The sequence below is a fragment of the Pseudooceanicola profundus genome (genome assembly GCF_054919315.1).
Genome location: NZ_CM142898.1, coordinates 2,162,469 through 2,187,164 on the forward strand (window position 1 = coordinate 2,162,469; position 24,696 = coordinate 2,187,164).

General features: G+C 67.9%; 20 protein-coding genes and 1 tRNA gene. 11 read left to right on the forward strand and 10 right to left on the reverse strand.

The genetic code is table 11. The features are described 5' to 3' along the window. Positions 1-266 precede the first annotated feature (266 nt). Entirely contained in the window at positions 267-3,776 is a 3,510-nt protein-coding gene (dnaE, locus tag ACX9MO_RS09935; protein WP_462214417.1) for a DNA polymerase III subunit alpha, read from the reverse strand. Between the two features lie 123 nt (positions 3,777-3,899). Between dnaE and ACX9MO_RS09940 the strand changes: the two genes are divergently transcribed. Then, on the forward strand, positions 3,900-4,052 hold the full coding sequence (locus ACX9MO_RS09940; protein ID WP_222494170.1) for a hypothetical protein: 153 nt from the start codon (positions 3,900-3,902) through the stop codon (positions 4,050-4,052). A 66-nt stretch (positions 4,053-4,118) separates the two neighbouring features. Here ACX9MO_RS09940 and ACX9MO_RS09945 read toward each other — a convergent pair whose 3' ends face one another. Further along, the gene (locus ACX9MO_RS09945) at positions 4,119-4,337 is read right to left on the reverse strand and encodes a SlyX family protein (protein ID WP_462214418.1); all 219 of its coding nucleotides are present in this window, start codon (positions 4,335-4,337) and stop codon (positions 4,119-4,121) included. A 208-nt stretch (positions 4,338-4,545) separates the two neighbouring features. Between ACX9MO_RS09945 and hisS the strand changes: the two genes are divergently transcribed. From hisS to hisG, 3 genes are read left to right on the forward strand one after another with little or no spacing between them, the layout of a single operon-like run. Next, entirely contained in the window at positions 4,546-6,045 is a 1,500-nt protein-coding gene (hisS, locus tag ACX9MO_RS09950) for a histidine--tRNA ligase (protein ID WP_462214419.1), read from the forward strand. 12 nt (positions 6,046-6,057) lie between these two features. Next, on the forward strand, positions 6,058-7,146 hold the full coding sequence (locus ACX9MO_RS09955) for an ATP phosphoribosyltransferase regulatory subunit (protein ID WP_462214445.1): 1,089 nt from the start codon (positions 6,058-6,060) through the stop codon (positions 7,144-7,146). After that, positions 7,143-7,838, forward strand: a complete 696-nt coding sequence (hisG, locus tag ACX9MO_RS09960) for an ATP phosphoribosyltransferase (protein WP_222494156.1) — start codon at positions 7,143-7,145, stop codon at positions 7,836-7,838. Before ACX9MO_RS09955 ends, hisG begins: the two co-directional genes overlap by 4 nt. A 179-nt stretch (positions 7,839-8,017) precedes the next feature. On the opposite strand, the gene ACX9MO_RS09965 is transcribed toward hisG, so the two are convergent. Continuing rightward, positions 8,018-8,902, reverse strand: a complete 885-nt coding sequence (locus tag ACX9MO_RS09965) for a Hint domain-containing protein (protein WP_462211731.1) — start codon at positions 8,900-8,902, stop codon at positions 8,018-8,020. Positions 8,903-9,663: 761 nt separating this feature from the next. On the opposite strand from ACX9MO_RS09965, the gene ACX9MO_RS09970 reads away from it, so the two are divergent. The 5 genes from ACX9MO_RS09970 (at position 9,664) to ACX9MO_RS09990 (ending at position 15,870) form a co-directional block, all read left to right on the forward strand. Then, positions 9,664-10,422: a tyrosine-protein phosphatase gene (locus tag ACX9MO_RS09970; RefSeq protein WP_462211732.1), complete on the forward strand. Its 759-nt coding sequence runs from the start codon at positions 9,664-9,666 to the stop codon at positions 10,420-10,422. A gap of 407 nt (positions 10,423-10,829) precedes the next feature. Then, positions 10,830-12,182 carry an ABC transporter substrate-binding protein gene (locus ACX9MO_RS09975; RefSeq protein WP_462211733.1) on the forward strand — a complete coding sequence of 451 codons (1,353 nt, stop codon included), beginning with the start codon at positions 10,830-10,832 and terminating at the stop codon, positions 12,180-12,182. A 72-nt stretch (positions 12,183-12,254) separates the two neighbouring features. Then, entirely contained in the window at positions 12,255-13,490 is a 1,236-nt protein-coding gene (locus ACX9MO_RS09980; protein ID WP_462211734.1) for a carbohydrate ABC transporter permease, read from the forward strand. A gap of 115 nt (positions 13,491-13,605) precedes the next feature. Then, entirely contained in the window at positions 13,606-14,820 is a 1,215-nt protein-coding gene (locus tag ACX9MO_RS09985) for a carbohydrate ABC transporter permease (protein WP_462211735.1), read from the forward strand. Between the two features lie 3 nt (positions 14,821-14,823). Then, the gene (locus ACX9MO_RS09990) at positions 14,824-15,870 is read left to right on the forward strand and encodes an ABC transporter ATP-binding protein (RefSeq protein WP_462211736.1); all 1,047 of its coding nucleotides are present in this window, start codon (positions 14,824-14,826) and stop codon (positions 15,868-15,870) included. Positions 15,871-16,039: 169 nt separating this feature from the next. Here the strand turns inward: ACX9MO_RS09990 and ACX9MO_RS09995 are convergent, their stop codons facing one another. The 7 genes from ACX9MO_RS09995 to ACX9MO_RS10025 form a co-directional block, all read right to left on the reverse strand. Further along, the gene (locus ACX9MO_RS09995) at positions 16,040-16,975 is read right to left on the reverse strand and encodes an AEC family transporter (protein WP_222494130.1); all 936 of its coding nucleotides are present in this window, start codon (positions 16,973-16,975) and stop codon (positions 16,040-16,042) included. A gap of 7 nt (positions 16,976-16,982) precedes the next feature. Further along, a complete protein-coding gene (locus tag ACX9MO_RS10000; RefSeq protein ID WP_462211737.1) occupies positions 16,983-17,783 on the reverse strand; it encodes an MBL fold metallo-hydrolase in 801 nt (266 codons plus the stop codon). Next, positions 17,783-18,589, reverse strand: a complete 807-nt coding sequence (locus tag ACX9MO_RS10005) for a TatD family hydrolase (protein WP_222494126.1) — start codon at positions 18,587-18,589, stop codon at positions 17,783-17,785. The genes ACX9MO_RS10000 and ACX9MO_RS10005 overlap by 1 nt, the downstream gene beginning before the upstream one ends. A 153-nt stretch (positions 18,590-18,742) precedes the next feature. Then, on the reverse strand, positions 18,743-19,867 hold the full coding sequence (locus tag ACX9MO_RS10010; protein WP_222494124.1) for a DNA polymerase III subunit delta': 1,125 nt from the start codon (positions 19,865-19,867) through the stop codon (positions 18,743-18,745). After that, positions 19,864-20,499 carry a dTMP kinase gene (gene tmk / locus ACX9MO_RS10015; protein ID WP_462211738.1) on the reverse strand — a complete coding sequence of 212 codons (636 nt, stop codon included), beginning with the start codon at positions 20,497-20,499 and terminating at the stop codon, positions 19,864-19,866. Before tmk ends, ACX9MO_RS10010 begins: the two co-directional genes overlap by 4 nt. Before the next feature lie 41 nt (positions 20,500-20,540). After that, positions 20,541-21,677 (reverse strand): D-alanyl-D-alanine carboxypeptidase family protein, encoded by a 1,137-nt coding sequence (locus ACX9MO_RS10020; RefSeq protein WP_222494419.1) that lies wholly within the window; start codon positions 21,675-21,677, stop codon positions 20,541-20,543. 209 nt (positions 21,678-21,886) lie between these two features. After that, positions 21,887-22,897, reverse strand: coding sequence for an SPOR domain-containing protein (locus ACX9MO_RS10025; RefSeq protein ID WP_462211739.1), 1,011 nt, complete (start codon positions 22,895-22,897; stop codon positions 21,887-21,889). Between the two features lie 239 nt (positions 22,898-23,136). Here ACX9MO_RS10025 and ACX9MO_RS10030 point away from each other — a divergent pair. Next, positions 23,137-23,226 (forward strand) — tRNA-Ser (locus ACX9MO_RS10030). 127 nt (positions 23,227-23,353) lie between these two features. Beyond that, complete coding sequence (locus tag ACX9MO_RS10035) at positions 23,354-24,634, forward strand: tyrosine-type recombinase/integrase (protein ID WP_462211740.1); 1,281 nt, start codon at positions 23,354-23,356, stop codon at positions 24,632-24,634. Positions 24,635-24,696: the final 62 nt, after the last annotated feature.

The window sequence follows — 24,696 nt, forward strand, 5'->3', positions numbered from 1 at the left end:
TGCTGGCGGGGTGCGGCGCCTGCGCGGAAGGCGCCCCCTGCGGCGCAGACATCAAGGGCCGAGCCCCGCGCCTAGGCTGGAAGAACGCCACTATGACTGCCCCGCGCGCGACCGCGCAGGTCTGCCCGGAATTTTCAAAAATTCCGGTCCGGAAAATTCGAATTTTCCGGGCAGAGACGCGGGCCGGTCGCGGGGATCGCCAAAATTCTTCGAAGAATTTTGCCAAGAATTTTCGAAAATTCTTGGGCGCCCGGAGGGGACGGCGGTTACAGGTCCTCGACCGCCATCACCCCGTTCAGGCTCTTGATCGCGCCGCGGATCTCGGGCGAGACGGGGAACTGCTGGCCCGCGTCGATCTCCACCTCGCCGGGCAGCCCCGGGTCCATCAGGCAGAAGCGCACCGGGCCGCGCGCCGCGTTCTTGGCGGCCTCCCGCGCACCTTCGAGGATGCCGGCCACCGCGGGGATCGCCGCCGCCTCCTCGATGAAGACGAGCAGCCCGCCGCCGCCCGCATCGGCCACCACGTTGTCCACCGGTGCGACAGACCGCGCGAGCAGGCGCAGCTGGTCACTCTCCATCGTCGCCTCGACCGTCAGCACCACCTTGCAGCCGGTCTCGAGGTTGTCGCGCGAGACCTCCAGCACGTCCGAGAACAGCATCGTCTCGTAGGCGCCGGTGGTGTCGGAGAGCTGCACGAAGGCAAAGCGGTTGCCCTTGGCGGATTTCCGTTCCTGCCGTCCGGCGACGATCCCGGCCATCTTGGCCACGTGGGGGCCGTTCTGGGCCTTGGCAATCACGTCGTCGAGGGTCATCACCCCCGCCCGCTTCAGCGCCGAGGCGTAATCGTCGAGCGGGTGACCCGAGAGGTAGAAACCGACGGCCTTGAACTCCTCGCCCAGCCTCTCGGCGGGCAGCCAGTCGTTGCAGGGCGTCAGGCGCGGCTCGGGCAGGTCATCGCCCGCCTCGCCGAAGAGCGACACCTGGTTCGAGGTCTTCTGCTCCCAGATCGCGGCGGAATATTGCACCAGCCCGTCGAGGCTTTCGAAGACGCGGCGGCGGTTGCTGTCGATCTCGTCGAAGGCACCGGAGCGCGCCAGCATCTCCAGCGGCCGCTTGCCGACCTTCTTCAGCTCCACCCGGCGGGCAAAGTCGTAGAGGTTCACGAAGGGCTTGTCGCGGCCATCGACCTTGCGGCCGTCGGTCACCAGCTTCATCGCCTCCAGCCCGACGTTCTTGAGCGCGCCGAGCGCATAGACCAGCGCCTGGTCCACCACCTTGAAGGTCGCGTCCGAGCGGTTCACGCAGGGCGGCACCCAGGGCAGGCCGAGGGCCTTCTTCAGCTCTTCGAAATAGACGCCCAGCTTGTCGGTGAGATGGATATCGCAGTTCATGACACCGGCCATGAACTCGACCGGGTGGTTCGCCTTCAGCCAGGCGGTCTGGTAGGACACCACCGCATAGGCCGCCGCGTGCGACTTGTTGAAGCCGTAGTTGGCGAATTTCTCCAGAAGGTCGAAGACCTCCGAGGCCTTCTTGGCGTCCACGCCGTTCTCGCCCGCGCCCTTCTCGAACTTGGGGCGTTCGGCGTCCATCGCCTCCTTGATCTTCTTACCCATGGCGCGGCGCAGAAGGTCGGCGCCGCCAAGGCTGTAGCCCGCCATGACCTGGGCAATCTGCATCACCTGTTCCTGGTAGACGATGATGCCCTGCGTTTCGGCGAGGATATGGTCGATCGTGGGGTGGACCGAGGTGATCTCGCGCTGGCCGTTCTTGACCTCGCAGTAGACCGGGATGTTCTCCATCGGGCCAGGCCGGTAGAGCGCCACGAGCGCGACGATATCCTCGATGCAGGTGGGCTTCATGCGCTTGAGCGCATCCATCATGCCCGAGCTTTCCACCTGGAAGACCGCGACCGTCTTGGCCTTGGAATAGAGGTCGTAGGTGCGCGCATCGTCCAGCGGGATGGCGTTGATCTGGTTCTCGGCCCCCGGCGCGGGCTCGTAGAGTTGGGTGCCGTCGGCGGCGACATGCAGGTCGCGCCCGCCCCAGTGGATCTGCTGGATCGCGTTCTGGATCACCGTCAGCGTCTTCAGGCCGAGGAAGTCGAACTTCACCAGCCCGGCCTGTTCGACCCATTTCATGTTGAACTGGGTCGCCGGCATGTCCGACCGCGGATCCTGGTAGAGCGGCACCAGCCGGTCCAGCGGCCGGTCCCCGATCACGACGCCCGCCGCGTGGGTCGAGGCGTTCCGCAGCAGCCCCTCGACCTGCATGCCGTATTTCAGCAGCCGGTCGACGACCTCCTCGTTGCGGGCCTCGATCCGCAGCCGTTCCTCCTGCTGGAGGGCCTCCTCGATCGAGACCGGCTTCACCCCGTCCAGCGGGATCATCTTGGACAGCCGGTCCACCTGGCCATAGGGCATCTGCAGCACGCGCCCGATGTCGCGCACCGCCGCCTTGGAGAGCAGCGCACCGAAGGTGATGATCTGCCCCACCTTGTCGCGGCCATAGCGCTCCTGCACGTAGCGGATCACCTCTTCGCGGCGGTCCATGCAGAAGTCGATGTCGAAGTCGGGCATCGACACCCGTTCCGGGTTCAGGAAGCGTTCGAACAGCAGCGAGTAGCGCAGCGGATCAAGGTCGGTGATCGTCAGCGCATAGGCCACGAGCGAGCCTGCACCCGAGCCCCGGCCCGGGCCGACGGGGATGTCGTGTTCCTTGGCCCACTTGATGAAGTCCGCAACGATCAGGAAGTAGCCCGGGAAGCCCATGCCCTCGATGATGCCCATCTCGAATTCGAGCCGTTCGTAGTATTCCTCGACCGGGGCGGCATGGGGGATCACGGCGAGACGGGCGTCGAGACCCTCCTTCGCCTGCCGGCGCAGTTCCTCGACCTCGTCATCGGCGAATCGCGGCAGGATCGGCGCGCGCTTGTAGGCCATGAAGGCGCAGCGCTTGGCGATCTCGACGGTGTTCTCGACCGCCTCGGGCAGGTCCGCGAAGAGCGTCACCATCTCCTGCTGCGACTTGAAGTAATGCTGCGGCGTCAGGCGGCGGCGCGGATGCGCCTGATCGACATAGGCGCCCTCGGCGATGCAGATCAGCGCATCGTGGGCCTCGTACATGTCCGACTTGGGGAAGTAGACATCGTTCGTGGCGACCAGCGGCAGGTCCATGGCATAGGCCATCTCGACGAAGCCGCGCTCGGTCAGGCGTTCGGCCTCGGGCAGGCCGCCCTCGCCGGGGTGGCGCTGCAACTCGACATAGAGACGGTCGGGGTAGATCTCGGCCAGCCGGGTCATGAAGGCCTGCGCCTCGGGCCGGTGCCCGCTGCGCAGTAGCTGCCCCACGGGGCCGTTCGGCCCGCCCGAAAGGCAGATCAGCCCCTCCGAGAACTCCTGCAACTGCGCCAGCGAAACCTGCGGCAGCGCGCCGCCCGCGTCCACGTAGAGACAGGAGGAGAGCCGCATCAGGTTCTCGTAGCCGGCCTCGCTCTGGGCCAGCAGCACGACGCCGGCGGGCAGCTTGGGCTTCTCGCCCGGCTGGGTCTCGAGGTAGGTGACATCCACCTGGCAGCCGATGATCGGCTGGACCCCGGCGCCCGAGGCGTAGACGGAAAATTCCAGCGCCGCGTACATGTTGTTCGTGTCCGTCACGGCGACGGCGGGCATATCCATTTTGTCGCAAAGTGCCGGCAGCTTTTTCAGCCGCAGGGCGCCTTCGAGTAACGAATATTCGGTATGGGTGCGGAGGTGGATGAATCGCGGTTCGCTCATGGGGCTCAGCGTATCTCTGCCAGTCGACGGGGAAAAGATCAGATCCGGCGGCACGAAACTGGACGGAAGACCCCCGAACACGGTATGAACCCCGCAAGGGACAGTGAAAAAAGGCCTGAATTGATGAAACGAGCATTCTTCGCGGTCGTCACGACCGTCATGGTCGCTGGCTGCATGGACAGCGGTCAGCCCAAATCCGCACCGCAACCCGATCCGCACACCGTGCCGACGGGCAAGATCAACAAGGTCCACGTCGCGCTGATCTATCCGGAGTGATCCGGACGGGGATCGGCGTCGCAGGACGCTGACGTTGATGCCGTCGCGCCCTCTGGCGCGATGGCCCTACCAGTGCGGCGGTTTCTCGTCGCCAAGGTAGATCGATCCGGGCGCGGCGGACTCCCGTTCCGCCTCCCGCTCCATCAGCAGCTGGACGCGCCGTGTCAGCATGGCGATCTCGGTTTCCTGGCGGGCCACGACGTCCGACAGATCCTCGATCGTGCGTGCCATGTGGGCGACGTGTTCCTCGAGGGCGCTGGGCCCTTTGGCTGTCTGGTCCGTCATATCGGTTCCCCGGTTGTCCCCTGTGTCATGCTACCCGCTGGCCGTCACGACGGCCAGCCTCTGCCCTTGCTCTGCCCGGCACGGTGCGGCGGGGCCTGTCATAGCGGTTGTGGCCCTGTCTGCAAAGGGCGCGTGCAAAGGCCCCCGCTTGCCCCTTACCGGCCCTTGGGCTAGACCGCGCGGCGAGACAGGCTGAGAGGACCACCCGATGGCCAAGGTGAAGAAGACCCCCCGCCCCAAGGCAGAGACGCCGAAGGGCTTTCGCGACTATTTCGGCACCGAGGTGACCGAACGCAGCCATATGCTGAGCCAGATCGCGCGGGTCTACCATCGCTACGGCTTCGAGGCGCTGGAAAGCAGCGCGGTGGAGACCGTCGAGGCGCTGGGCAAGTTCCTGCCCGACGTGGACCGCCCGAACGAGGGTGTCTTCGCCTGGCAGGAGGACGCCGAGGGTGACAAGCCCGGCGACTGGCTGGCCCTGCGCTATGACCTGACCGCGCCGCTTGCGCGCGTCTATGCCCAGCATCGCAACGACCTGCCCACGCCCTACCGGCGCTATGCCATGGGCCCGGTCTGGCGCAACGAGAAGCCCGGCCCGGGCCGCTTCCGGCAGTTCTACCAATGCGACGCGGACACCGTGGGGACCTCCTCCATGGCGGCGGATGCCGAGATCTGCGCCATGCTGGCCGATTGCCTCGAAGAGGTCGGCATCCCGCGCGGCGACTACGCGGTGCGGGTGAACAACCGCAAGGTGCTGAACGGCGTGCTGGAGACCATGGGCCTGTCCGACGAGGGCGGCGCGGATCGCGATGCGGTGCTGCGGACCATCGACAAGTTCGACAAGGTCGGCGCCGATGGCGTGCGCGAACTGCTGACCAAGGGCCGCCTCGATGCCTCTGGCGCCTTCATCGACGGCGTGGGCCTCTCGGCCGATCAGGCCGAACCGGTGATCGCCTTCCTGACCTCCAAGGCCGACGACCCCGCCAAGACGCTGGCCAACCTGCGCGCCGCCGTGGGCGGCTCTGCCGTGGGCGCCGAGGGCGTGGAAGAGCTGGAAACCATCGCGGCGCTGCTGGACGGGCAGGGCTATGATACCGGTCAGATCGACATCGACCCCTCCGTCGTGCGTGGCCTCGGCTATTACACCGGCCCCGTCTTCGAGGCGGAGCTGACCTTCGAGATCCTCGACGAGAAGGGCCGCAAGCGGCAGTTCGGCTCGGTCTCGGGCGGCGGGCGCTACGATGGCCTCGTGAAACGCTTCACCGGGCAGGAAGTGCCTGCCGTCGGCGTCTCCATCGGGGTCGACCGGCTGCTGGCCGCGCTTCATGCCAAGGGCCGTATCGGCGGCACGGCGGCGGGCCCCATCGTGGTGACCGTGATGGACCGCGACCGGATGGCCGACTACATGGCGATCGTGGCCGAACTGCGCAACGCCGGCCTGCGGGCAGAGGTCTACCTCGGCAATCCCAAGAACTTCGGCAACCAGCTGAAATACGCGGACAAGCGTCAGAGCCCCGCCGCCGTCATCGAAGGCGCGGACGAGAAGGCGCGCGGCGTGGTGCAGGTCAAGGACCTGATCCTCGGCGCCAAGATCGCCGAGAACGCGACGCTGGAAGAGTGGAAGGAGCGCCCCAGCCAGTACGAGGTCCCCCGCGACCAGCTGGTGGCCAAGCTGCGCGAGATCCTCGCCGAGAACGGGCTGGGCTGAGCCATGAGCATCGTGAACGATCGCGCCCCCTACCGGGCCGAGGCCGCGCGCCTGCGGGCCATCTTCGAGGCACAGGGCGCCGTCCCGGTGGAGCCTGCGATCCTGCAGCCCGCCGAGGTCATGCTCGACCTCTACGGCGAGGACATCCGTGCCCGCGCCTATGTCACCTCCGACCCGCTGCGGGGCGAGCAGATGCTGCGCCCCGACTTCACCGTGCCGGTGGTGCAGATGCACATGGCGCAGGGCGCAGAGCCCGCGCGCTACACCTACGCCGGCGAGGTCTTCCGCCGTCAAGAAGAGGACCCCTCCCGCCCCAGCGAATATTCGCAGGTGGGCTACGAGGTCTTCGACGGCACCGATCCCGCCGCCGCCGATGCCGAGGTCTATGCCCTGATCGAAAGCGTCGTGCGCCCGCTGAGGCTGAAGGCCTCGACCGGGGACATGGGCATCCTTGCCGCCACCGTTTCCGGGCTGGAGACGACGGAGCGGCGCAAGCGGGCGCTGCTGCGGCACATCTGGCGGCCGCGTCGCTTCCGGGCGCTGATCGACAAGTTCTCGGGCAAGGAGCCCATGGCGCAGCCGCGTCGTGAGTTGCTCGCCGCGGCCGATCCTTTTGCCGGGGTCAAGGTCGACACCGGGCTGCGCAGCCGCGCGGAAGTGGCCGAACGGCTCGACGCGCTGCGCGAGGAGGCAGCCGCCGCGCCGCTCAGCCGCGACCAGGTGGAACTGATCGAGGCGGTGCTGAATGTCCGCGAGACGCTGCCCTTCGCGCTGGAGCGCCTGCGGGACATCGCCGTGGACATGCCCGCCCTCGTCCCGGCGGTGGAGCGTGTCGCGAACCGCTGCGCCGCGCTGGACGCGCGCGGCATCGACGTGGCTGGCCTCGATTTCGAGGTCGCCCATGGCCGGGCGCAGATGGAATACTACGATGGCTTCGTCTTCAGCTTCGCGGTCGAGGGGCGCCCCGATCTGCCACCCGTGGCCGTGGGCGGGCGCTATGACGCGCTGACCCGGGTGCTGGGGGGCGGGACCGAGATCCCGGCTGTCGGCGGGGTGATCCGCCCCGGCCTGATGCTGGACCTGAAGGAGGGCCGGGCATGACCATCAAGCTTGGCGTGCCGTCCAAGGGGCGGTTGATGGAGAAGACCTTCGACTGGTTCGGCGCCCGGGGCGTGACCCTGTCGCGCGCCGGATCGGACCGCGAGTACGCGGGCCGCGTCGAGGGCGCGGAGGGCGTGGAACTGGTGCTGCTCTCGGCGGGGGAGATCCCGCGCGAACTGGCGGCCGGGCGCATTCACCTCGGCGTGACGGGCACCGATCTGGTGCATGAAAAGCTGGCCCAGTGGGACCAGCAGGTCGAGGAACTGGCCGAGCTCGGCTTCGGTCAGGCGGACCTGATCATCGCGGTGCCGCAGTGCTGGGTCGACGTCGACACGCTCGACGATCTGGACGCGGCGGCGGCGGCCTTCCGGCGCAAGCACGGCTTCCGGATGCGGATCGCCACCAAGTACCATCGCCTCGTGCGGGACTTCTTCCGCGATCAGGGCGTGGCCGACTACCAGCTGGTCGACAGTCAGGGCGCGACCGAGGGCACGGTGAAGAACGAGACCGCCGAGGCGATCGCGGACATCACCTCCACCGGCGAGACGCTGCGGGCGAACCACCTGAAAATCCTCGATGACGGGCTGATCCTGCGCTCGCAGGCGACGCTGTTCCGGGCCCGCAAGGCCCCGATGGACGATGCCGACCGCGCGGCCATGACGGCGCTGGCGGCCAAGTTGGGCGTCGATTGAACCGGTCTTGAGAGACGCACGACGGGAGGCGGCTTCGGCCGCCTTTTTCGTGCCCGACAGGGCGACCCTCGCGCCGCCCTCTTCGGGTCGGCGCCTCAGACTAGCCGCTACAGGCTGCTCCGTTCAGGCCGTCCCGATCAGGCCGTCCCGATCAGGCTGCCCTGATCAGGCTGCCCCGATCAAGCTGCCTTGTGTCGCATGATCGCCGCTTCCGGGTGGCTCAGCAGGCGGCGGGCGTAGTGGCCATAGGCACCCGGATCGCGCAGCACCTGCGGGAAGACCTCCTGCAGCCGGGCGCGGTCTTCGGTCCCCAGGAGCGACAGGTCCGCGCTGCCGGGGTGGAAGCTCTCTGCCTCGGTGCCGTTGGCAAAGAGGATCTGGTGGCTGTCCAGCATCAGGTGGATGTAGGTCACCTCCGCCATTTCCAGATCGCGCCGGACCGAGCGCCCGTCCACGAGGTCCCGGGCGGCGACCAGCACTTCGTCGGTGTTGAAGAGCCGCTGCGCCACGGCACCGCGCACCAGCATCCGGTGGCCGGGCGAAACGATCAGCTCTCCCTCGGGGCGGTTCAGGCCGAAGGCACCGGCGCGGATGCGGATCGGGCGCAGCTCGGGCATCGCCATGAGCCGGGCGCCGGTCATGTGGCGCTTGCCGATCCAGCGGATCGGGGACGGGCCGCTGTCCTTGGTCACCACCAGTTCGCCGGGGCGCAGGGTCTCGACCAGGCGGGGGCCTTGCGGGGTGCGGATGCGGGTGCCGGGGGCGAAGCAGATGACGCCGGCCCCGGGGGCGTCGGGCGCCCGCTGTGCCCGCATCAGCCCCGGCGAGCGGGTCCGGTCGAGGCGGCAGCGCACGATCCACAGATCGCGGTCTGCCGGCGGGATCTGATCCACGAACATGAGCAGCGGCTGCAACCGCGGTCCGAGGTCGATCAGCGTGACCCGGTAGGCCTGTCGCCCGTCGGTCACGTCGAAGCCGCTGTCCGCGAAGGGGGCGTCGTCAAGGGTGGGATCGGGCAGGGCCGCGTCCCCTGCCAGTGCCCGCCCCACGAGCCGGCGCACCATCGGGGCCGCCCGCCGATGCAGGGCGATCTGCTCATCCGTCCTTTACAGTCGCAGGACCGCACCGGGCCCGTCCACGCGCAACGGTTCCCCATGCCAACGCCAGACCGTGCCCGGCGTAAGGGCGGAAACCGTGGCACCGGCAACGCCGTCCACATCTGTCTGCGACCAGGAAATGCCGTCCGTGCCACGAATGCACGTTCTCATGCCTGCCTCATTGTCTGCTCGTTGGGGGTCCTTTGGCGGACCCTCCGGTTATGACCTCCTGTATACCACGAAAAGGCGAGCAGGGGAACGCGTCAGTTTCCTGACCCTGAGATTGGTCCCGGGCAGGCGGGTGTTTTTCGGCCCCGTTCGCAAAATGCCCGTCCTTTTCGCGGTTTTTCGGGTATTGTGCCTGCTTTCCGGGCGCTCCTTCTCCGGGCAGATGCCCGCCTGTTGCGCAAATGCCGCGACGCGGCGTGGGTGCGAGTGGTGCAATCTCTGGTTGTTTTGCCGGAGGGGGCGGGCGTGGTATTCTTGGGTCAGTCCCGGGATGTCTCCTCCCTGCCCGGGCCGCGACCTCGGTTGCACGAGGAACCGGGATGCGCAGGCATCCCGGTTTTCCCGTCTCTGCCCTTTCCCTCGCCGTGTTGACATGCAATGCCGGGATTCCCGGCGTGATGCCGAATGGCCATTGCGCGGCCGGGGCCTGCCAGTGATGCTGCGCCGGGGATCACGCGGCCCAGACCGCGACGAGGCCGCGACGAGGGGAACCAGACCACATGACCGACACGCCGCCCGAGCTGCCGCGACACCTCCAGGGGGTGCACAACCTGCGCGACCTGGGTCATATGCCGCTGGAACAGGGCGGGCAGACGCTGCCCAACCGGCTCTGGCGCGGGGATGCGCTGCGCGGGCTGACGGCGGCGGACCGGGCCGCGCTGCGGCGCTGCGGGCTGACCCACATCGTCGATCTGCGCGCCGAGGACGAGGCGCAGCGCGCGCCCAATCCGGCTGACCGTTTCCCCGGCATCCTGCGCGCCCATGTGCCGCTCTACGACGGGCTCGCCCCGGCGGAGCAGGCCGCGCGCGAGGCGGGCGAGAGCTTCGACATGGCCGAGCGCTACCTTGTGGCGCTCGACAGCTGCCGACCGGCGTTCTCGCGGGCGCTGCGCACCATCGCCGCGGCCGAGGAGAGCGGGCCGGTGCTGATCCACTGCACCGCGGGCAAGGATCGGACCGGGTTGATCGTGGCGCTGCTGCTGCTGAACGCCGGGGTGACCCGCGCGGCGGTGATCGAGGATTTTGCCCTGACCGCCAGCCACGGGGCCGCGCTGATGGCGCTCCTGCGGGAGCGGATGCAGGACCGCGGCACCACCGCTGAGGCTGCGGCCCGCATCCTCGCCAGCCCGCCGGAGGCGATGGCACATGTGATCGACTGGCTCGACAGTGGCTTCGGTGGGGCGGCGGGCTATCTCGACGCGGTGGGCGTGGATGAGGCGACCCGCCAGAAACTCGCGGCCTGGTTGATCAGCGCCTGACGTCAGCGGACCGAGGTGACCTTACGGCATGTCGCTTTCCGGCCTGCCGCTCCGGCACCCGAACGCGGGGCACGGTCCTTCAGGGCTTTGCGCCCGGGCGGCGATGATTGCATGCCTTTTACCTGCAAAATCGCCCAAGTCATTGGCTGAAATGGATAAGTGACGCGAAGCGGACGGGGCTGCCCTTGACACACCGGGAAGCCGCGTCATCTTTGACGCGCAGCCGGGCCTGCCAATTCAAGGCAGGCTGCAGGGAGGGCCAGCGTCGAAAACGACCAGTTGCCGCGCCGATGACAAGGCTCCGGGCCGTTTTCTCCTGCCCGGATGCCGCGAGTTCGCAGGACTGCCGCCATCCGGCAACTGCTGAAGATTTTGAGCACGTACCACCCGACGGGAGGAGCAAGAGAATGACATTTCAACGACCCCACCGCCTGCTGAGCAGTGCCGCGCTCGCGCTGGTTCTGGGCGCCGCAGCCGCGCAGGCGCAGGACCTGCGGTTCTGGACCACAGAGGAACAGCCCGAGCGTCTCGCCAAGCAGCAGGAAATGGCCAAGGCCTTCGAGGCCGAGACCGGCGTCGCGGTCGAGGTCATCCCCGTGACGGAGAGCGAACTGGGCACCCGTGCCACCGCCGCCTTCGCCGCCGGCGACCTGCCGGACGTGATCTATCACCCGCTGCAATACGCGCTGCCCTGGGCCGAGGCGGGGATCCTCGACTACGACGCGGCGACCGAGGTGGTCGAGGACCTGGGCGAGGACACCTTCGCCCCCGGTGCCATGGCCATGGCGGCCTTCGACGGCGGCGTGGCCTCCGTGCCGGTCGACGGCTGGACCCAGATGATCCTCTACCGCAAGGACCTCTTCGAGGAGAACGGGCTGGAGCCGCCCACCACCTACGCCGCCGTGGAGGCCGCGCTCGACAAGCTGTCGAACCCGCCCGAGATGTATGGCTTCGTCGCCGCAACCAAGGTCGACGACAACTTCATGAGCCAGGTGCTTGAGCATGTCTTCCTCGCCAACGGGATCACGCCGGTGGGCCCCGACGGGTTCATGGCGCTGGACGAGGCCAAGACCATCGAGGCGCTGGAATTCTACAAGAAGATCGCCGAGGCCTCGCCCCCGGGTGACCTCTTCTGGAAGCAGTCGCGCGAGGTCTATTTCGCGGGCAACGCGGCGATGATCATCTGGTCGCCCTTCATCCTCGACGAGCTGGCCGGCCTGCGCGACAGCGCCCCGCCCACGATCAATGACGATCCCGCGTCGGACGAACTGGCCTCCAAGACCGGCATCGTCACCAACTTCGCCGGGCCGTCCAATCCCGATGGCGCCGCATGGTCCGAGATGAACATGTTCGGCATCACCGTGGACGCCGAGATCGACGAGGCCATCGACTTCGTGAAGTACTCCATGGGCGAGGGCTACATGAACACGCTGGCAATCGCGCCGGAGGGCAAGTTCCCGATCCGCCGCGGCACCGAGGAGAACTCGACCGAGTTCTCGGACGCCTGGGCGGAACTGCCCGTGGGCGTGGACCGCAAGGCGCCGCTCGGCGACCTCTATGCCCCCGAGATGATCGAGGAGATCGTCGCGGGCCTCGACAGCGCGCAGCGCTGGGGCGTGAAGGACGGGCAGCTCGGCCTCGCCTCGAAGATGGTGAACTCGCAGGTCATCAACCGCGCCGTGCGGGAGTACCTCGACGGCGCGCGCGATGCCGCTGCCACCGTCGAGATGATGAACGACGAATTGGCCAAGATCCAGTAACGCCGATCCTGACGCGGCCCCGCCCTTCCCGGCGGGGCCGTCCTGTTTCCAGACCCAATGACCGGCCCCCACATGACCGACCTGACCCCTCCCACCCGCCGAGGCCCGCTGGCCAAGCGCGAGGCCCGGCTGGCCTGGGGCCTGCTGGCGCCCACGCTGGTGAGCGTCTCCCTCGTGGTGATCGTGCCGCTGCTTGCGATCTTCTGGATTTCCTTCAAGCCGGTCGAGCTGGCCGACCTGCGCCCCACGGCCCCCATCGTCCGTGAGAGCCTGCGCGGTGATGGCGACGACATGCGGGTGGAATACCGGCTGCGCAATTCCTCCCGCACCGATCCCATCGCGGGCGTCACCCTGAGTGATACGCTGCCCGAGGGCCTCGTGCCCGCGGGCGAGATCGAGGGGCCCTGTACCCTCGAGGGCCAGCGGCTGACCTGTGATTTCGGTGATATCGAGGGCGGGTTCAGCGACCGCATTCGCGTGCCCGTCGCGCTGGACGGCGATGCAGACGCCGTGGAGGCCGCCGCCGAGGCGAGTGCGCCCGTCGTCACCGGCAAGGGCCGCAACGTGCTGACCGACGCCACCTTCACGCTGGACAACTTCCGCATGGTCTTCGACGGCGGCGAGTTCTGGTCCGTCCTGGGCATCACGCTCTTCTACGCGGTCTTCGGCACCGTCGGTGCGCTGGTCGTCGGGCTCTTCGCCGCGATGCTGCTGGACAAGAGCTTCCGCGGGCAGGGCATCCTGCGCGGGCTCTACCTCTTCCCATACGTGGCCCCGGTGATCGCGGTGGCCTTCACCTGGGTGACGCTCTTCGATCCCTTCTCGGGCTCGGCCAACGCGCTGCTGGTGCAGATGGGCGTGAGCACCCAGGCGATCAACTTCTTCGGCGAGCGGCCGCTGGCGCTGATCATGGTCACGCTCTTCGAGATCTGGCGCTACTTCCCGCTGTCCTTCCTCTTCATCCTCGCGCGGATGCAGTCGATCGACACCGACATGTACGAGGCCGCGGACATGGACGGCGCCTCGCCGTTCCAGAAGTTCTGGTACCTCTCCCTGCCGCAGTTGCTGGGGATCCTCTCGGTCCTCTTCCTGCTACGCTTCATATGGACCTTCAACAAGTTCGACGACATCTTCCTGCTGACCGGGGGCAATGCAGGCACGCGGACCCTGACGGTGAATGTCTACGAACAGGCCTTCGCGCTTTCCAACATCGGGGCCGGGGCCGCCGTGGCGGTGGTGGTCTTCCTCTGCCTGCTGATCTTCTCGGTCCTCTTCTTCAAGACCATGAGCCGGGAGGAGGGGCTGTGACGATGCGTTGTGCGATCACCACGGGCCGGGCGTCCGGCCGCGCCGTCGGAGCCTCCGGCGGGGATATTTTCGAACAGTGGATGATAGGGCCCGTGCAGGCCCGGGAGGTCCGGGCATGACTGCGATCCGTCAGGGACATGTGACCGGCGCGCTGCTGGGCGTGCTCTGGATGGCCGTGGTGGCGGTGACGGTGGCGGTGGCCATGTCCTTCGCCACCGGGGCCGGGTTCCGGCCCGGGCTCATCGGCAGTCTCATTGCGGGGCTCGTCTCGGGGCTGGCGCCGCTCTACCTGCCGAACCGCTGGGCGGTCTCGGGGCTGATGCTGGTGCTGGTCGCCCTGCTGAGTTTCGCGGGCGTGGGGCCGGTCCTGATCGGCTCGGGCGCCGGGGCGGTGGCGGTCGTGCTGTCGCTGATGGTCACGGCGCTTGCGGCGGGCATCGGGCTCTGCGCGATCCTGTCCGGGGTGCGGCCCGGGCCGCTGACCCGCCATGTGTTCGAGGCCGCGGTGATCCGCTTCCTCACCGGCTTCGGCTACATCTTCTTCACCGCGATCGTGATCATCCCCTTCTACGTCATGGTCATGACCTCGCTGAAGAGCCAGCAGGCGCTGTTGCAGAACCCGCTCGACTTCTCGCTCGACCTCGGCCGGGGCGTCGATCTCTTCCGCTCCTACATCGAGCTTTTCCGGGATTTCAACTTCGGCACCTACCTCTGGACATCCTTCTACGTCTCGGTGCTGACGGTGATCATCACGCTCGCCTTCTCGATCCCCGGGGCCTATGCCGTGGCGCGGCTGCGCTTCCGGGGCGCCAAGGCCTTCTCCCGCGGGATCCTGCTGATCTACATGGTCCCGATGATCGTCCTCGCCCTGCCGATCTACATCGGCTTCTCCATGGCGGGGCTGCGCAACACGATCTTCGGGATCGTGATCATCTACCCGGTCACCACGATCCCCGTCGGTCTCTACATGCTGCAGGGCTACTTCCGAGGCCTGCCGGCCGAGGTGGAGGAAGCGGGCCTGATGGATGGGCTCTCGCGTCTCGCCGTGATCTGGAAGATCACCCTGCCGCTGGCGCTGCCGGCGCTGGCCTCGGTCTCGCTCTACGTGTTCATGATCGCCTGGAACGAGTTCCTGCTGGCCTTCATGCTGCTGGACGACCCGTCGAAATTCACGCTCACCCGCGGGGTGACGATGCTCAATTCCTCCGAGATCCCGCGCCAGCACCTGATGGCCGGGGCGGTGATCGCCACGCTGCCGATCATGGTGATCTTCCTCGGGCTGGAACGTTTCATGACCAAGGGCCTGACCGCAGGCTCTGTGAAAGGATAAGACATGTCTGCAATCACGCTGTCTGCGGTGGAGAAATGGTATGGCGACGTCGTCGTCATCAAGGGCATCGACCTCGAGATCGAACCGGGCGAATTCGTCGTCTTCGTCGGCCCCTCGGGCTGCGGCAAGTCCACGCTCCTGCGGATGATCGGGGGGCTGGAAGAGACCAGCCGCGGCCAGATCCTGATCGACGGGCGCGATGTCACCGATCAGCCGCCCTCGGGGCGGGGCCTCTCCATGGTGTTCCAGTCCTATGCGCTCTACCCGCACATGTCAGTGGCCGAGAACATGGGCTTCGCGCTCAAGACGGCCGGCGCGCCGAAGGCCGAGATCGAGCAGAAGGTGACCGCGGCTGCCGATGTCCTCAAGCTCGATGCCCTGCTGGACCGGCGGCCCAAGGACCTCTCCGGCGGGCAGCGCCAGAGGGTCGCCATCGGGCGCTCCATCGTGCGCGACCCCACGGCCTTCCTCTTCGACGAGCCTCTCTCGAACCTCGACGCGGCGCTGCGGGTCGAGATGCGCTACGAGATCGCCAAGCTGCACCAGCGGCTCGGCAAGGCGATGATCTACGTGACCCATGACCAGGTCGAGGCGATGACACTGGCGGACCGGATCGTGGTGCTGGAAGGCGGCCATATCGCACAGGTCGGCCGCCCGCGCGACCTCTACGAGAACCCCGCCAACCTCTTCGTGGCGCAGTTCATCGGCAGCCCGAAGATGAACGTCATGCCTGTGACGATGTCGGCCACCGGTTACAGCCTTCCCGCCGGTCGCGGCGGCGAGGTGACGGGCAAGGGCGCGGCCACCCGCCTCGGCATCCGGCCCGAGCATATCGCCCTCTGCGCCCCCGGGGAGGGCCAGTTGGACGGGACGGTCGACGTGGTGGAATACCTCGGCGCGGATACCTTCCTCGTCCTCGAGTGCGGGCTGGAGGAAAAGGTGACCGTCCGGGTGATCGGCGACAGCGATCTGCGCCCCGGTGCCACCACCGGCCTGGCGTTCGATCCCGCGCGGCTGATCTTCTTCGACGCCAATGGCCAGGCGCTCTGACCGGGCATTTTCGTTTCCCAAATATCCCCGCCGGAGGCCGCGGCCCGTCAGGGCCGCAAAACATCGCTTGCGGGGGCGCCAGCCCCCGCGCCGCAAGGTCAGGCCTGTCTGAGGGCCTGTCTGAGGGCCTGTCTGAGGGCCAGTCTCAGGGCCAGTCTCAGGGCCTGTCTCAGGGCAGCACGGTGAGCCAGAACCACACGGTCAGCAGCGCCGTCGCCGTCGCCACCAGCACCGAGGAGGCGGAGACCCTGAGCGCCCGCCCGTAGATCGAGGCGAAGACGTAGGTGTTGATGCCCGGCGCCACCGAGGCCATGATCACCGCCCCGCGGAGGTCCGCGGGCGACAGCCCCAGCAGGACCCCCATGCCAAGGGCGATGGCCGGGTGCAGGATCAGCGAGAGGAAGCAGATCATCGCGATCACCCGCCCGTCGCCCTCCAGCTTGTAGCGCACGAGGATGCCGCCCACGGCGAAGAGTGCCACCGGCAGGCCGGCGCGGTTCATCAGGGCGATGGCATCCCAGATCGGCTGGGGCAGGGGCAGGTTGATGACGTTCACGATGAAGCCCAGCAGAAGCGCCACCACCAGCATGTTCTTCGACAGCTGGCGCAGGATTTGCAACGGCAGCCGCGCGATGCTCAACCCGGTCTCCCGCGCGCGCACGACCTCCATCACCGTGGTGCCCAGCGTGTAGCCCACCGGCGCATGGATCGAGATCACCGCGTAGGCCGCGTTCAGTTCGTCCTGCCCATAGGCGCGTTCCACCACCGGCAGGCCCAGCATCATCGTGTTGGAGAACTCGGCGATGAAGCCGATCACTACGCTGTCCTGCCAGCTGCGCCCGAAGACGAAATGCGCCACGAGGAAGCCCACCACGAAGGCAGCGATCGCCCCGGTGTAGAAGGAGGCCAGCAGCGCCGGGTGCATCGCCTGCGCAAGGTCGAGCTGCGCCACCCCGGTGAAGAGCACGCAGGGCAGGGCGTATTTCTGCGCGAAGGTCATCAGCCCGTCGATGGCGATGGCCGAGATGCCCCCGGACCGGGTCGCGGCATAGCCGGCCCCGATCACAAGGAAGACGGGGAGGACGACGTAGAAGAGGGTTTCCATGGGAAGGTCAGGCCAGTGGGAGAGTGAGGGTCATGCCATCGTAGGCAGCCGAGATATGTCCGGGCGTCTCCGCTTCGACCGTCGCATGGTCGAGGTCAATATGCATGTTGGTCAGCACGGCGCGTTTCGGGGCCATGCGGTCGATCCAGCCCAAGGATTGCGCAAGATGCGAGTGGGTCGGATGCGGATCGCGGCGCAGCGCGTCAAGGATCCAGATCTCGAGATCCGCCAGTGCGGGCCAGGCCTCGGCAGGGATGTCCTTGACGTCGGGCAGGTAGGCCAGCCCGCCGACCCGGAAACCGAGCGCGTCGATGGAGCCGTGGTTCACCCGGAAGGGCGTGAAGGTCAGGGGCCCTCCGGGACCGTCGATGGTCACGTCGCCGTCGATGGTGTGCAGGTCGAGGATCGGCGGATAGGGCGACCCCTCGGGCTGGACAAAGGCATAGCCGAAGCGCTGGATCAGCGCGTTCTGCGTGTCGCCATCGGCCCAGACCGGCAGGCGGCTCTTCATGTTGAAGACGATCTGGCGCAGGTCGTCGATGCCGTGGACATGGTCCGCATGGGCATGGGTATAGAGCACCGCATCGAGCCGCGCGACGCCCGCGTCCAGCAGCTGCGCGCGCATGTCGGGCGAGGTGTCGATCAGGACCGTGGTCGTGCCCTCCGGCCCCACGCGCTCCACCAGCAGGGAACAGCGCCGCCGGGTGTTCTTGGGATCGGTCGGATCGCAGTCGCCCCAGAGCCCGCCGAGGCGGGGCACGCCGCCGGAGGAGCCGCAGCCGAGGATCGTGGCACGCAGTTCACTCATCAGGCGGCGGCCTCGTAGGCGGCGGCTTTCCAGAACAGCCGGTCGAAGTTCTCCTGCGTCCGCGCCGCGAAGTCCGCGTAGTCGAGGCCGAAGGCCTCGGCGCCCACACGGGCGGTCAGGGCGGAATAGGCGGGTTCGTTGCGGCGCCCGCGATGGGGCGGCGGCGCAAGGTAGGGGCTGTCGGTCTCCACGAGGATCCGGTCAAGGGGGGCGGCGGCAAAGATCTCGCGCAGCTCCTTCGACTTGGGGAAGGCCGCGATGCCGGACATCGACAGGTAGAACCCGAGGTCGAGCGCCGCCTTTGCCAGTTCGGCGGAGGAGGAGAAGCAGTGCATCACGCAGGAGAAGGGCGCGTTCGCGTGTTCCTCGGCGAGGATGCGGGCCATGTCCTCGTCCGCATCGCGGGCGTGGATGATCAGCGGCAGCCTGGTGCGGGCCGCGGCCTCGCAGTGCAGCCGCAGGCTGGCCTGCTGCACCTGCGCCGTCTCGGGCGTGTAGTGGTAGTCGAGCCCGGTTTCCCCGATGCCCACGAACTTGGGATGGACGGCGAAGCCCACCAGCTGGTCGACGGTCGCCGGGGGCTGTTCGGTCACCGACATCGGGTGCACGCCCGCGGCGTAGAAGACGCCCGGATGGGCCTCGGCGATGGCGCGGACATTGGGCTCCTGCGCCAGCTTGGTGCAGATGGTGACCATGCGCGTCACCCCGGCCTCCGCCGCGCGGGCGATGACATCGGGCAGTTCGCCTTCGAAGTCCTTGAAGTCGAGGTGGCAATGGCTGTCGGTGATCTGGATCGGGTCGGTCATGTCTGTCTCGGAGGGGGCGCGCCCGGATGGCGCCGCCCGGATGGATGTGCCCGGATCGCGTGGCCCCGGTCGGGCCCTGCCGGTATGCTGGATGCGCGGCCCCGTCAGGCCCGAAAGGGCAGGGGCTGCGGGGTGGGGCGCGCCAGACGGGCCTCAGCCCGCGGCGGTTTCCTGTATCTTGAAGACGGTATCAAGGATCAGGGCGGCAGGGTCAAGGTTGACCGCCAGCCCGTGCTGCACCCGTCCGCCGATGCTCTGTGCCGCCTCGGCCCAGCGACGCGCTGCATGGGGATTGGGCGCCAGACGCAGCAGCAGCTCCCCTTCGCCCCGGGCGGCCTGCGGTTCGGGCGGCAGGCCCGTCGCGCCGGTGCGGGCGATGCGCATCATCAGGAGGTCGAGGAGCGCCACCAGCAGGGCACGCTTTTCCTCCGCCCCGCGGGCGGCGGCGCCATCGGCAAGGGCGAGCGCGCGGCCCCGGTCCAGCCGCGGCAGGTCGTGGAAGAGCGCCAGCAGGTCGCGGTACATCTCGACCCCGCCCATCTGCGCCAGTCGCACCGCCTCGCCGACGGACCCCGCGGCGAGGGCGGCCAGCGCCTCTTCCGCACCTTCGGTGGCAATGCCTGCCTGCTCCAGCGCGGCGGCGATCTCGTAGGGCGCGAGCGGCGTCAGGCGCAGCTCGCGGCAGCGCGAGCGGATGGTGGGCAGAATGGCGGAGGGCCGGTGGCAGACCAGCAGCAGCACGGTGCGCGCGGGCGGCTCTTCCAGCAGTTTCAGCAGGGCATTGGCTGCCTGCACGTTCATCTCGTCGGCGGCATCCACGATGATCACCCGCCGCCCGCCATCGGCCTGCGACATCTGCAGGAAATGCTTCACCCGCCGCACGCTGTCGACGTTGATCTGCTGGCCGACGCGGCCGGTCTTCTCGTCCACCGGGCGGGTCAACCGCAGCAGTGCGGGTTCCGATCCGGCGCGCATCCGGGCCGCGACGGGGTGGTCTTCGGAGATGTCCAGCGTCTCGGGCGGGGGCGGCGCGCCGAAAAGCCCGCCGCCGTCGTCCTCGGGCGTGGCCAGCAGGAAGCGCGCGATGCGCCATGCCAGCGTCGCCTTGCCCACGCCGCGCGGGCCGGTGATCAGCCAGCCGTGGTGCAGCCGCCCGCCGGTATAGGCGGAGAGGAAGCCCGCCTCGGCCTCGGCCTGACCGAAGAGGCGCGGCGTGTCGCGCGGATGGGGGGCGCCCTCGATCCGGTCGGGTTCGGGCAGGTCTGCGGGGTCGCTCATGCCGGGGTCTCCGCCAACCGGGCCTCGACCACCTGCGTCACCTCGGCGGCCACGGCCTCCAGCGTGCGGTTGCCGTCGATCACCACGAAGCGGTCGGCGTATTCTTCCGCCAGGGCGAGGAACCCCTGCCGCATCCGGCGTTGCAGGTCGGCGCCGAAGGTCTCGAACCGTTCCTCCGTGCCCTGCCGCCCGAGCGCGCGGGACAGGCCGGTTTCCGGGTCCATGTCGATCAGCAGGGTCATGTCCGGTTCGCGACCGATCATCAGGGCGTGCAGCTTGTCCACGACCGCGCGCAGGTCGCCCCGCGACAGGCCCTGATACATCCGCGTGCTGTCGGCGAACCGGTCGCAGACCACCACGGCACCGCGCTCCAGCGCGGGCAGGATCGTGCGTTCCATGTGGTCGCGGCGTGCGGCGGTGAAAAGCAGCGCCTCGGTCTCGGCCGACCAGCGGTCGGGGTCGCCCTCCAGAACGAGGCGGCGGATCTCCTCGGCCCCGGGCGAGCCACCCGGTTCGCGGGTCAGCACGACCTCGCGGCCCTGCGTGCGCAGATACTCCGCCAGACGCCGGGCCTGCGTGGACTTGCCCGACCCGTCTATGCCTTCGAAACTGAGAAACAGGCCCTGTGTCATGCTCCTGCTCTAAGCTGCGCGGGAGCCGCTGTCAAAACCCGTCAAAAACCGCCCTCGGGCCCGTCGCGCAATTGCTTGATCAGCTTGGTCGATGCGGTTCGCAGGCGCACGCCGAAGCCGCCCGTGGTCACATCCGACATGGCGACCAGCGGCAGGCTCTTCTCGGGCAGGCCCTCGGGCTTGAGGATCAGCTGGGCGATCTGGTCGCCGGCCTTGATCGGCGCGCGGATCGGGCCGTTGTAGACCACCTCCGCGGGGACGCTTTCGGCGTTCAGCACCGGCAGCAGGGCCTTCTGGTCCTGCGCCACGGTCAGGCCGACGGAGGGCTGCGCCCCCATCCAGACATCGGCGCGGGCGATCTCGGTTCCGGCGGTGGCTATCTCAGCTTCGGCGAATTGGCGAAAGGCCCAGTTCACGACCGAGCGTGCCTCCTCGGCCCGGGTACGGGTGCTGTCCATGCCGGAGAGCACGAAGATCACCCGGCGGTCGCCCTGCTTGGCGGAGCCCACGAGGCCATAGCCCGCTTCTTCGGTGTGGCCGGTCTTGAGCCCGTCCGCGCCGATCCCCATGCCGAGCAGCGGGTTGCGGTTGTGGACGTTCTGCGGCGCGCGGCCATCGAACTCGAAGCGCTGCTGCGCGAAGAGCGGGTAGAACTCGGGGAAATCGGTGATGATGTGCTGTGCCAGCAGCGCAAGGTCGCGGACCGACATCATGTGCCCGGCCTGCGGCCAGCCGTTCGAGTTGGTGAAGGTGGAGCTGGTCATGCCGAGCTGCTGCGCCCGCTGGGTCATGTACCGGGCAAAGCCTGCCTCGGTCCCGTCCGGGCTGAGCGCCTCGGCGATGACGGCGCAGGCGTCGTTGCCGGAGAGCACGATGATCCCGTGCAGCAGGTCCTCCACCCGGACCTTGTCCGTGGTGTCGAGGAACATGGTCGAGCCGCCGTAGTTCATCGCGTGGGTCGAGACTGGAAGCCGTTCGTCCAGCGTCAGCCGCCCGTCGCGGATCGCCTCGAAGGCGACGTAGAGCGTCATCAGCTTGGACATGGAGGCCGGCGGGATCGGCGTGTCGGCGTCCTTGGCCAGCAGGATCGTGTTCGTGGTCTGGTCGAGGATGAAGGCCGCCCGGGCCGAGGTGTCGAAGGCGCGCGCAGGCAGCGCGGTGCCGAGTGCCAGCGTCATGGCCAGAGCAAGGGCCGGCGTGGCCCCGGCCAGCAGACGTGCGCTGCGCCCGAGGGGCTGCGCAAGGCGCCGGGAAAGGGGCCGGGTGAGCGGCTTGCGCGGCGTGGACGCGCGGGCGGGTCGGGTGCGAAGGGCGGTCATCATCGTCGTCGGCCTCTTTCTGAAAGCCGCCCGGTCGCCGCCCCAGCGGCTCCGGGCCTTGGATCGTCTCAGTTTGTCACGGCATAGGCGTCGGTGAAACCGGTCGCCTTGATCTTCTTGAGCAGCGAGTCGCGTTCGCCCGCCGTGGCGGCGGGGCCCACGACCACGCGCCAGAAGGTCTTGCCCTGGGTAGTCTGCTTGCGGATCGTCGGCACCATGCCCGCGTTGCGCATCTGCCCGGCGGCATTCTCGGCATTGGCCTCGACCGAGAAGATGCCGATCTGCAGGTAGGGCTTGGAGAGCGTCGAGGTCTTGGCCGGGGCTTTTGCCGGGGCCGCGGCGGGCGCTGGGGCCGGGGCAGCGGCGGAGGGTGTGGCCATCGCCTCGGGCGCCATCACCGGCGCGGGGGGGCTCTCGGCCTCGACCGCGTCAAGGGCCGCGGCGGCCCCGGGTGCGGGATCGAGCGCGGTGGCCTCGATCGCATCGGGTGCTGCCAGCGTCTCCGCCTCGGCGGGGGCCGGCACCGGGTCCTCGGCCACTTCCTCGCGGCGCAGCGCGGTCACGTTCAGCTCCACCGGCTTGCCGGCCAGCATCCCCAGCGTCGCCGCCGCGTCAGACGAGACCTGAAGCCGCGGCCCGGGCATGGCCCGTTCCCGGCGGAAGAGCGCGCCGATGACGAAGTTGCCGTTGCTTTCGTTGCGGATGATGACCCGCTCCGGATCGTTCACGTCGGGGTGCGCGACCCAGACGCCGCCCAGCGAGGGCCGCCCATCCCAGAGACCGGCCTCGGTCACCTGGAAGACCTCCGGCGCCTCGACGTCGCGTTCGACGAGCTTGGTGGCGCGCGCCGGGCCCGAGGCCTCGGCGGCACCGCCCTTGGGGCTGAAGAGCGCGAAATCGCCGCCGTCCTGGCAGGCGCCCAGCAGGGTCACGGCGCAGGCCGCGGCAGCGATGCCGCGCCAGCGGCGGGTGGTGCGCAGGCCGGTGCGCAGGTCACTCTGGAGGACGCCGGTCCCCTCGGTGCCGGTCCGGGTGCCCGTCGCGCTCTCGTGGCCCGTCGCGCTCTCTTGGAATGTCATGCCTCGTCCTCTGCCCGATCGCGGTCATTGCCGCCTGTGCGCCGTTCTCCGGCTGTCCTGCCTCTGATGCGGCCCCATGCCGCCTGCGCCGCAGTGTAGCGGCTTGCATGTGTCAAGGAAAGCAGGGGCTGGGGGATCGGCAGATAATCCCTTCGTGATCGGCACCCTTTCAGAATCAATTGCCGGCCCGTATGGACATCCGGACCCGGCCCGACGACCCGCCGGTGGCGCCCGACCGTGGAGGAGTGGCAGAGTGGTCGATTGCTCCGGTCTTGAAAACCGGCGTACGTGCAAGCGTACCGTGGGTTCGAATCCCACCTCCTCCGCCAATTCCCATGTTCTTTGGATGACGGCGGCCTCGTGGACGCAGTATTTCCACGATTTGTCCATGTTGTGCACAACATCTGACCCCAAACCAGCTCACAGGATTTGTGGGGTAAAATGTGGGGTGAAAAAATGGATGGGAATGTCGTCGGTGTTGGCGCACGTGGAAAGCAGCGCGGTCCGCACATGGAGTCGAGGCTTACCGCGGCTTTCGTCCGCTCGGCGCCGCCAGGAAGGCATACTGACGGCGGCGGGCTTTATCTCCATGTCGATGCTACAGGTGCACGACGTTGGTTGCTGCGCTTGACGGTGAGAGGGCGCCGCCGCGACTACGGCCTCGGATCCGCGCGCGTCGTCACGCTCGCGGACGCTCGTGCAAAGGCTCTGGAGTTGCGTCGGGTGGTAGCTGGTGGTGGGAACCCACGGTCGTATGCCAGGGCGATCAAGGGGAAGGACATCACCTTCGCCGAGATGGCGCGCCGGGTTCATGAGCGAAAGTTCAAAGACCGCCACAACAACGGCAAACACATCGCACAGTGGATAAGGACATTGGAGACTTACGCGTTTCCGACCATTGGGCACATCTCTGTCGACGATATTCATCAAGACGAGATCGAACACATCCTGGACCCGATCTGGACTAAGAAGCCAGAGACCGCCAGGAGGGTGCTTCAGCGGATATCCGCAGTTTTCGACCATGCTTGCGGTGCGGGCTACCGAGCGAGCGGGAATCCGGCGCAGGGCCTTGCCCGGCTGATGCGTGACCAGAGGGATCGACCGCAGAACTTCACGGCCATCGATTACGCAGAGCTTCCCTCTCTATGGGGTGCCTTGTGCGAGTCGGAAGCCATTGGAGCATATGCCCTGCGCTTTACGATCCTGACTGCCCTTCGGTCGGGCGCCGTGCGCCTCGCGGCATGGGACCAGTTCGATGACGGGTTTGAGCAATGGACGATCCCAGCGGAGAACATGAAGGGACGAGAGGAGTTCGTGGTGCCTCTCTCGATGCCTGCGCGCGACATCCTTACAGCCCTGGCCGCGAAGAGAACCCCGGCAAGCACGCTGGTCTTCCCATCCCCAAGCAACCCACTGAAGCCTCTCTCTGAGAACACGATGAGGAAGCTACTCCAAAGCCACTATGAGGATGCCACCGTTCATGGGATGCGGGCCGCGTTCCGCACTTGGTCTACTGAGATTGTTGATGCGCGGGACGACGTCGCGGAGACCGCATTGGCTCATGTGGTTGGGAGTAAGACGGTTCGCGCTTACAACCGCGCTGAGCGGATGGACGAAAGGCACATGCTTATGGAGGCGTGGGGATTGTGGGTTCTGGGCGACCACATCCCATTCAACGATTTGAACACGCTCAATGGTGAGATCATGAAGCGATGGATGGGCGGGGAGGATTTCTGAGCCTGCCTCCGACCATATTCTATGGCAGAAAAAGACCGCCGGAATGCATGGCATCCCGGCGG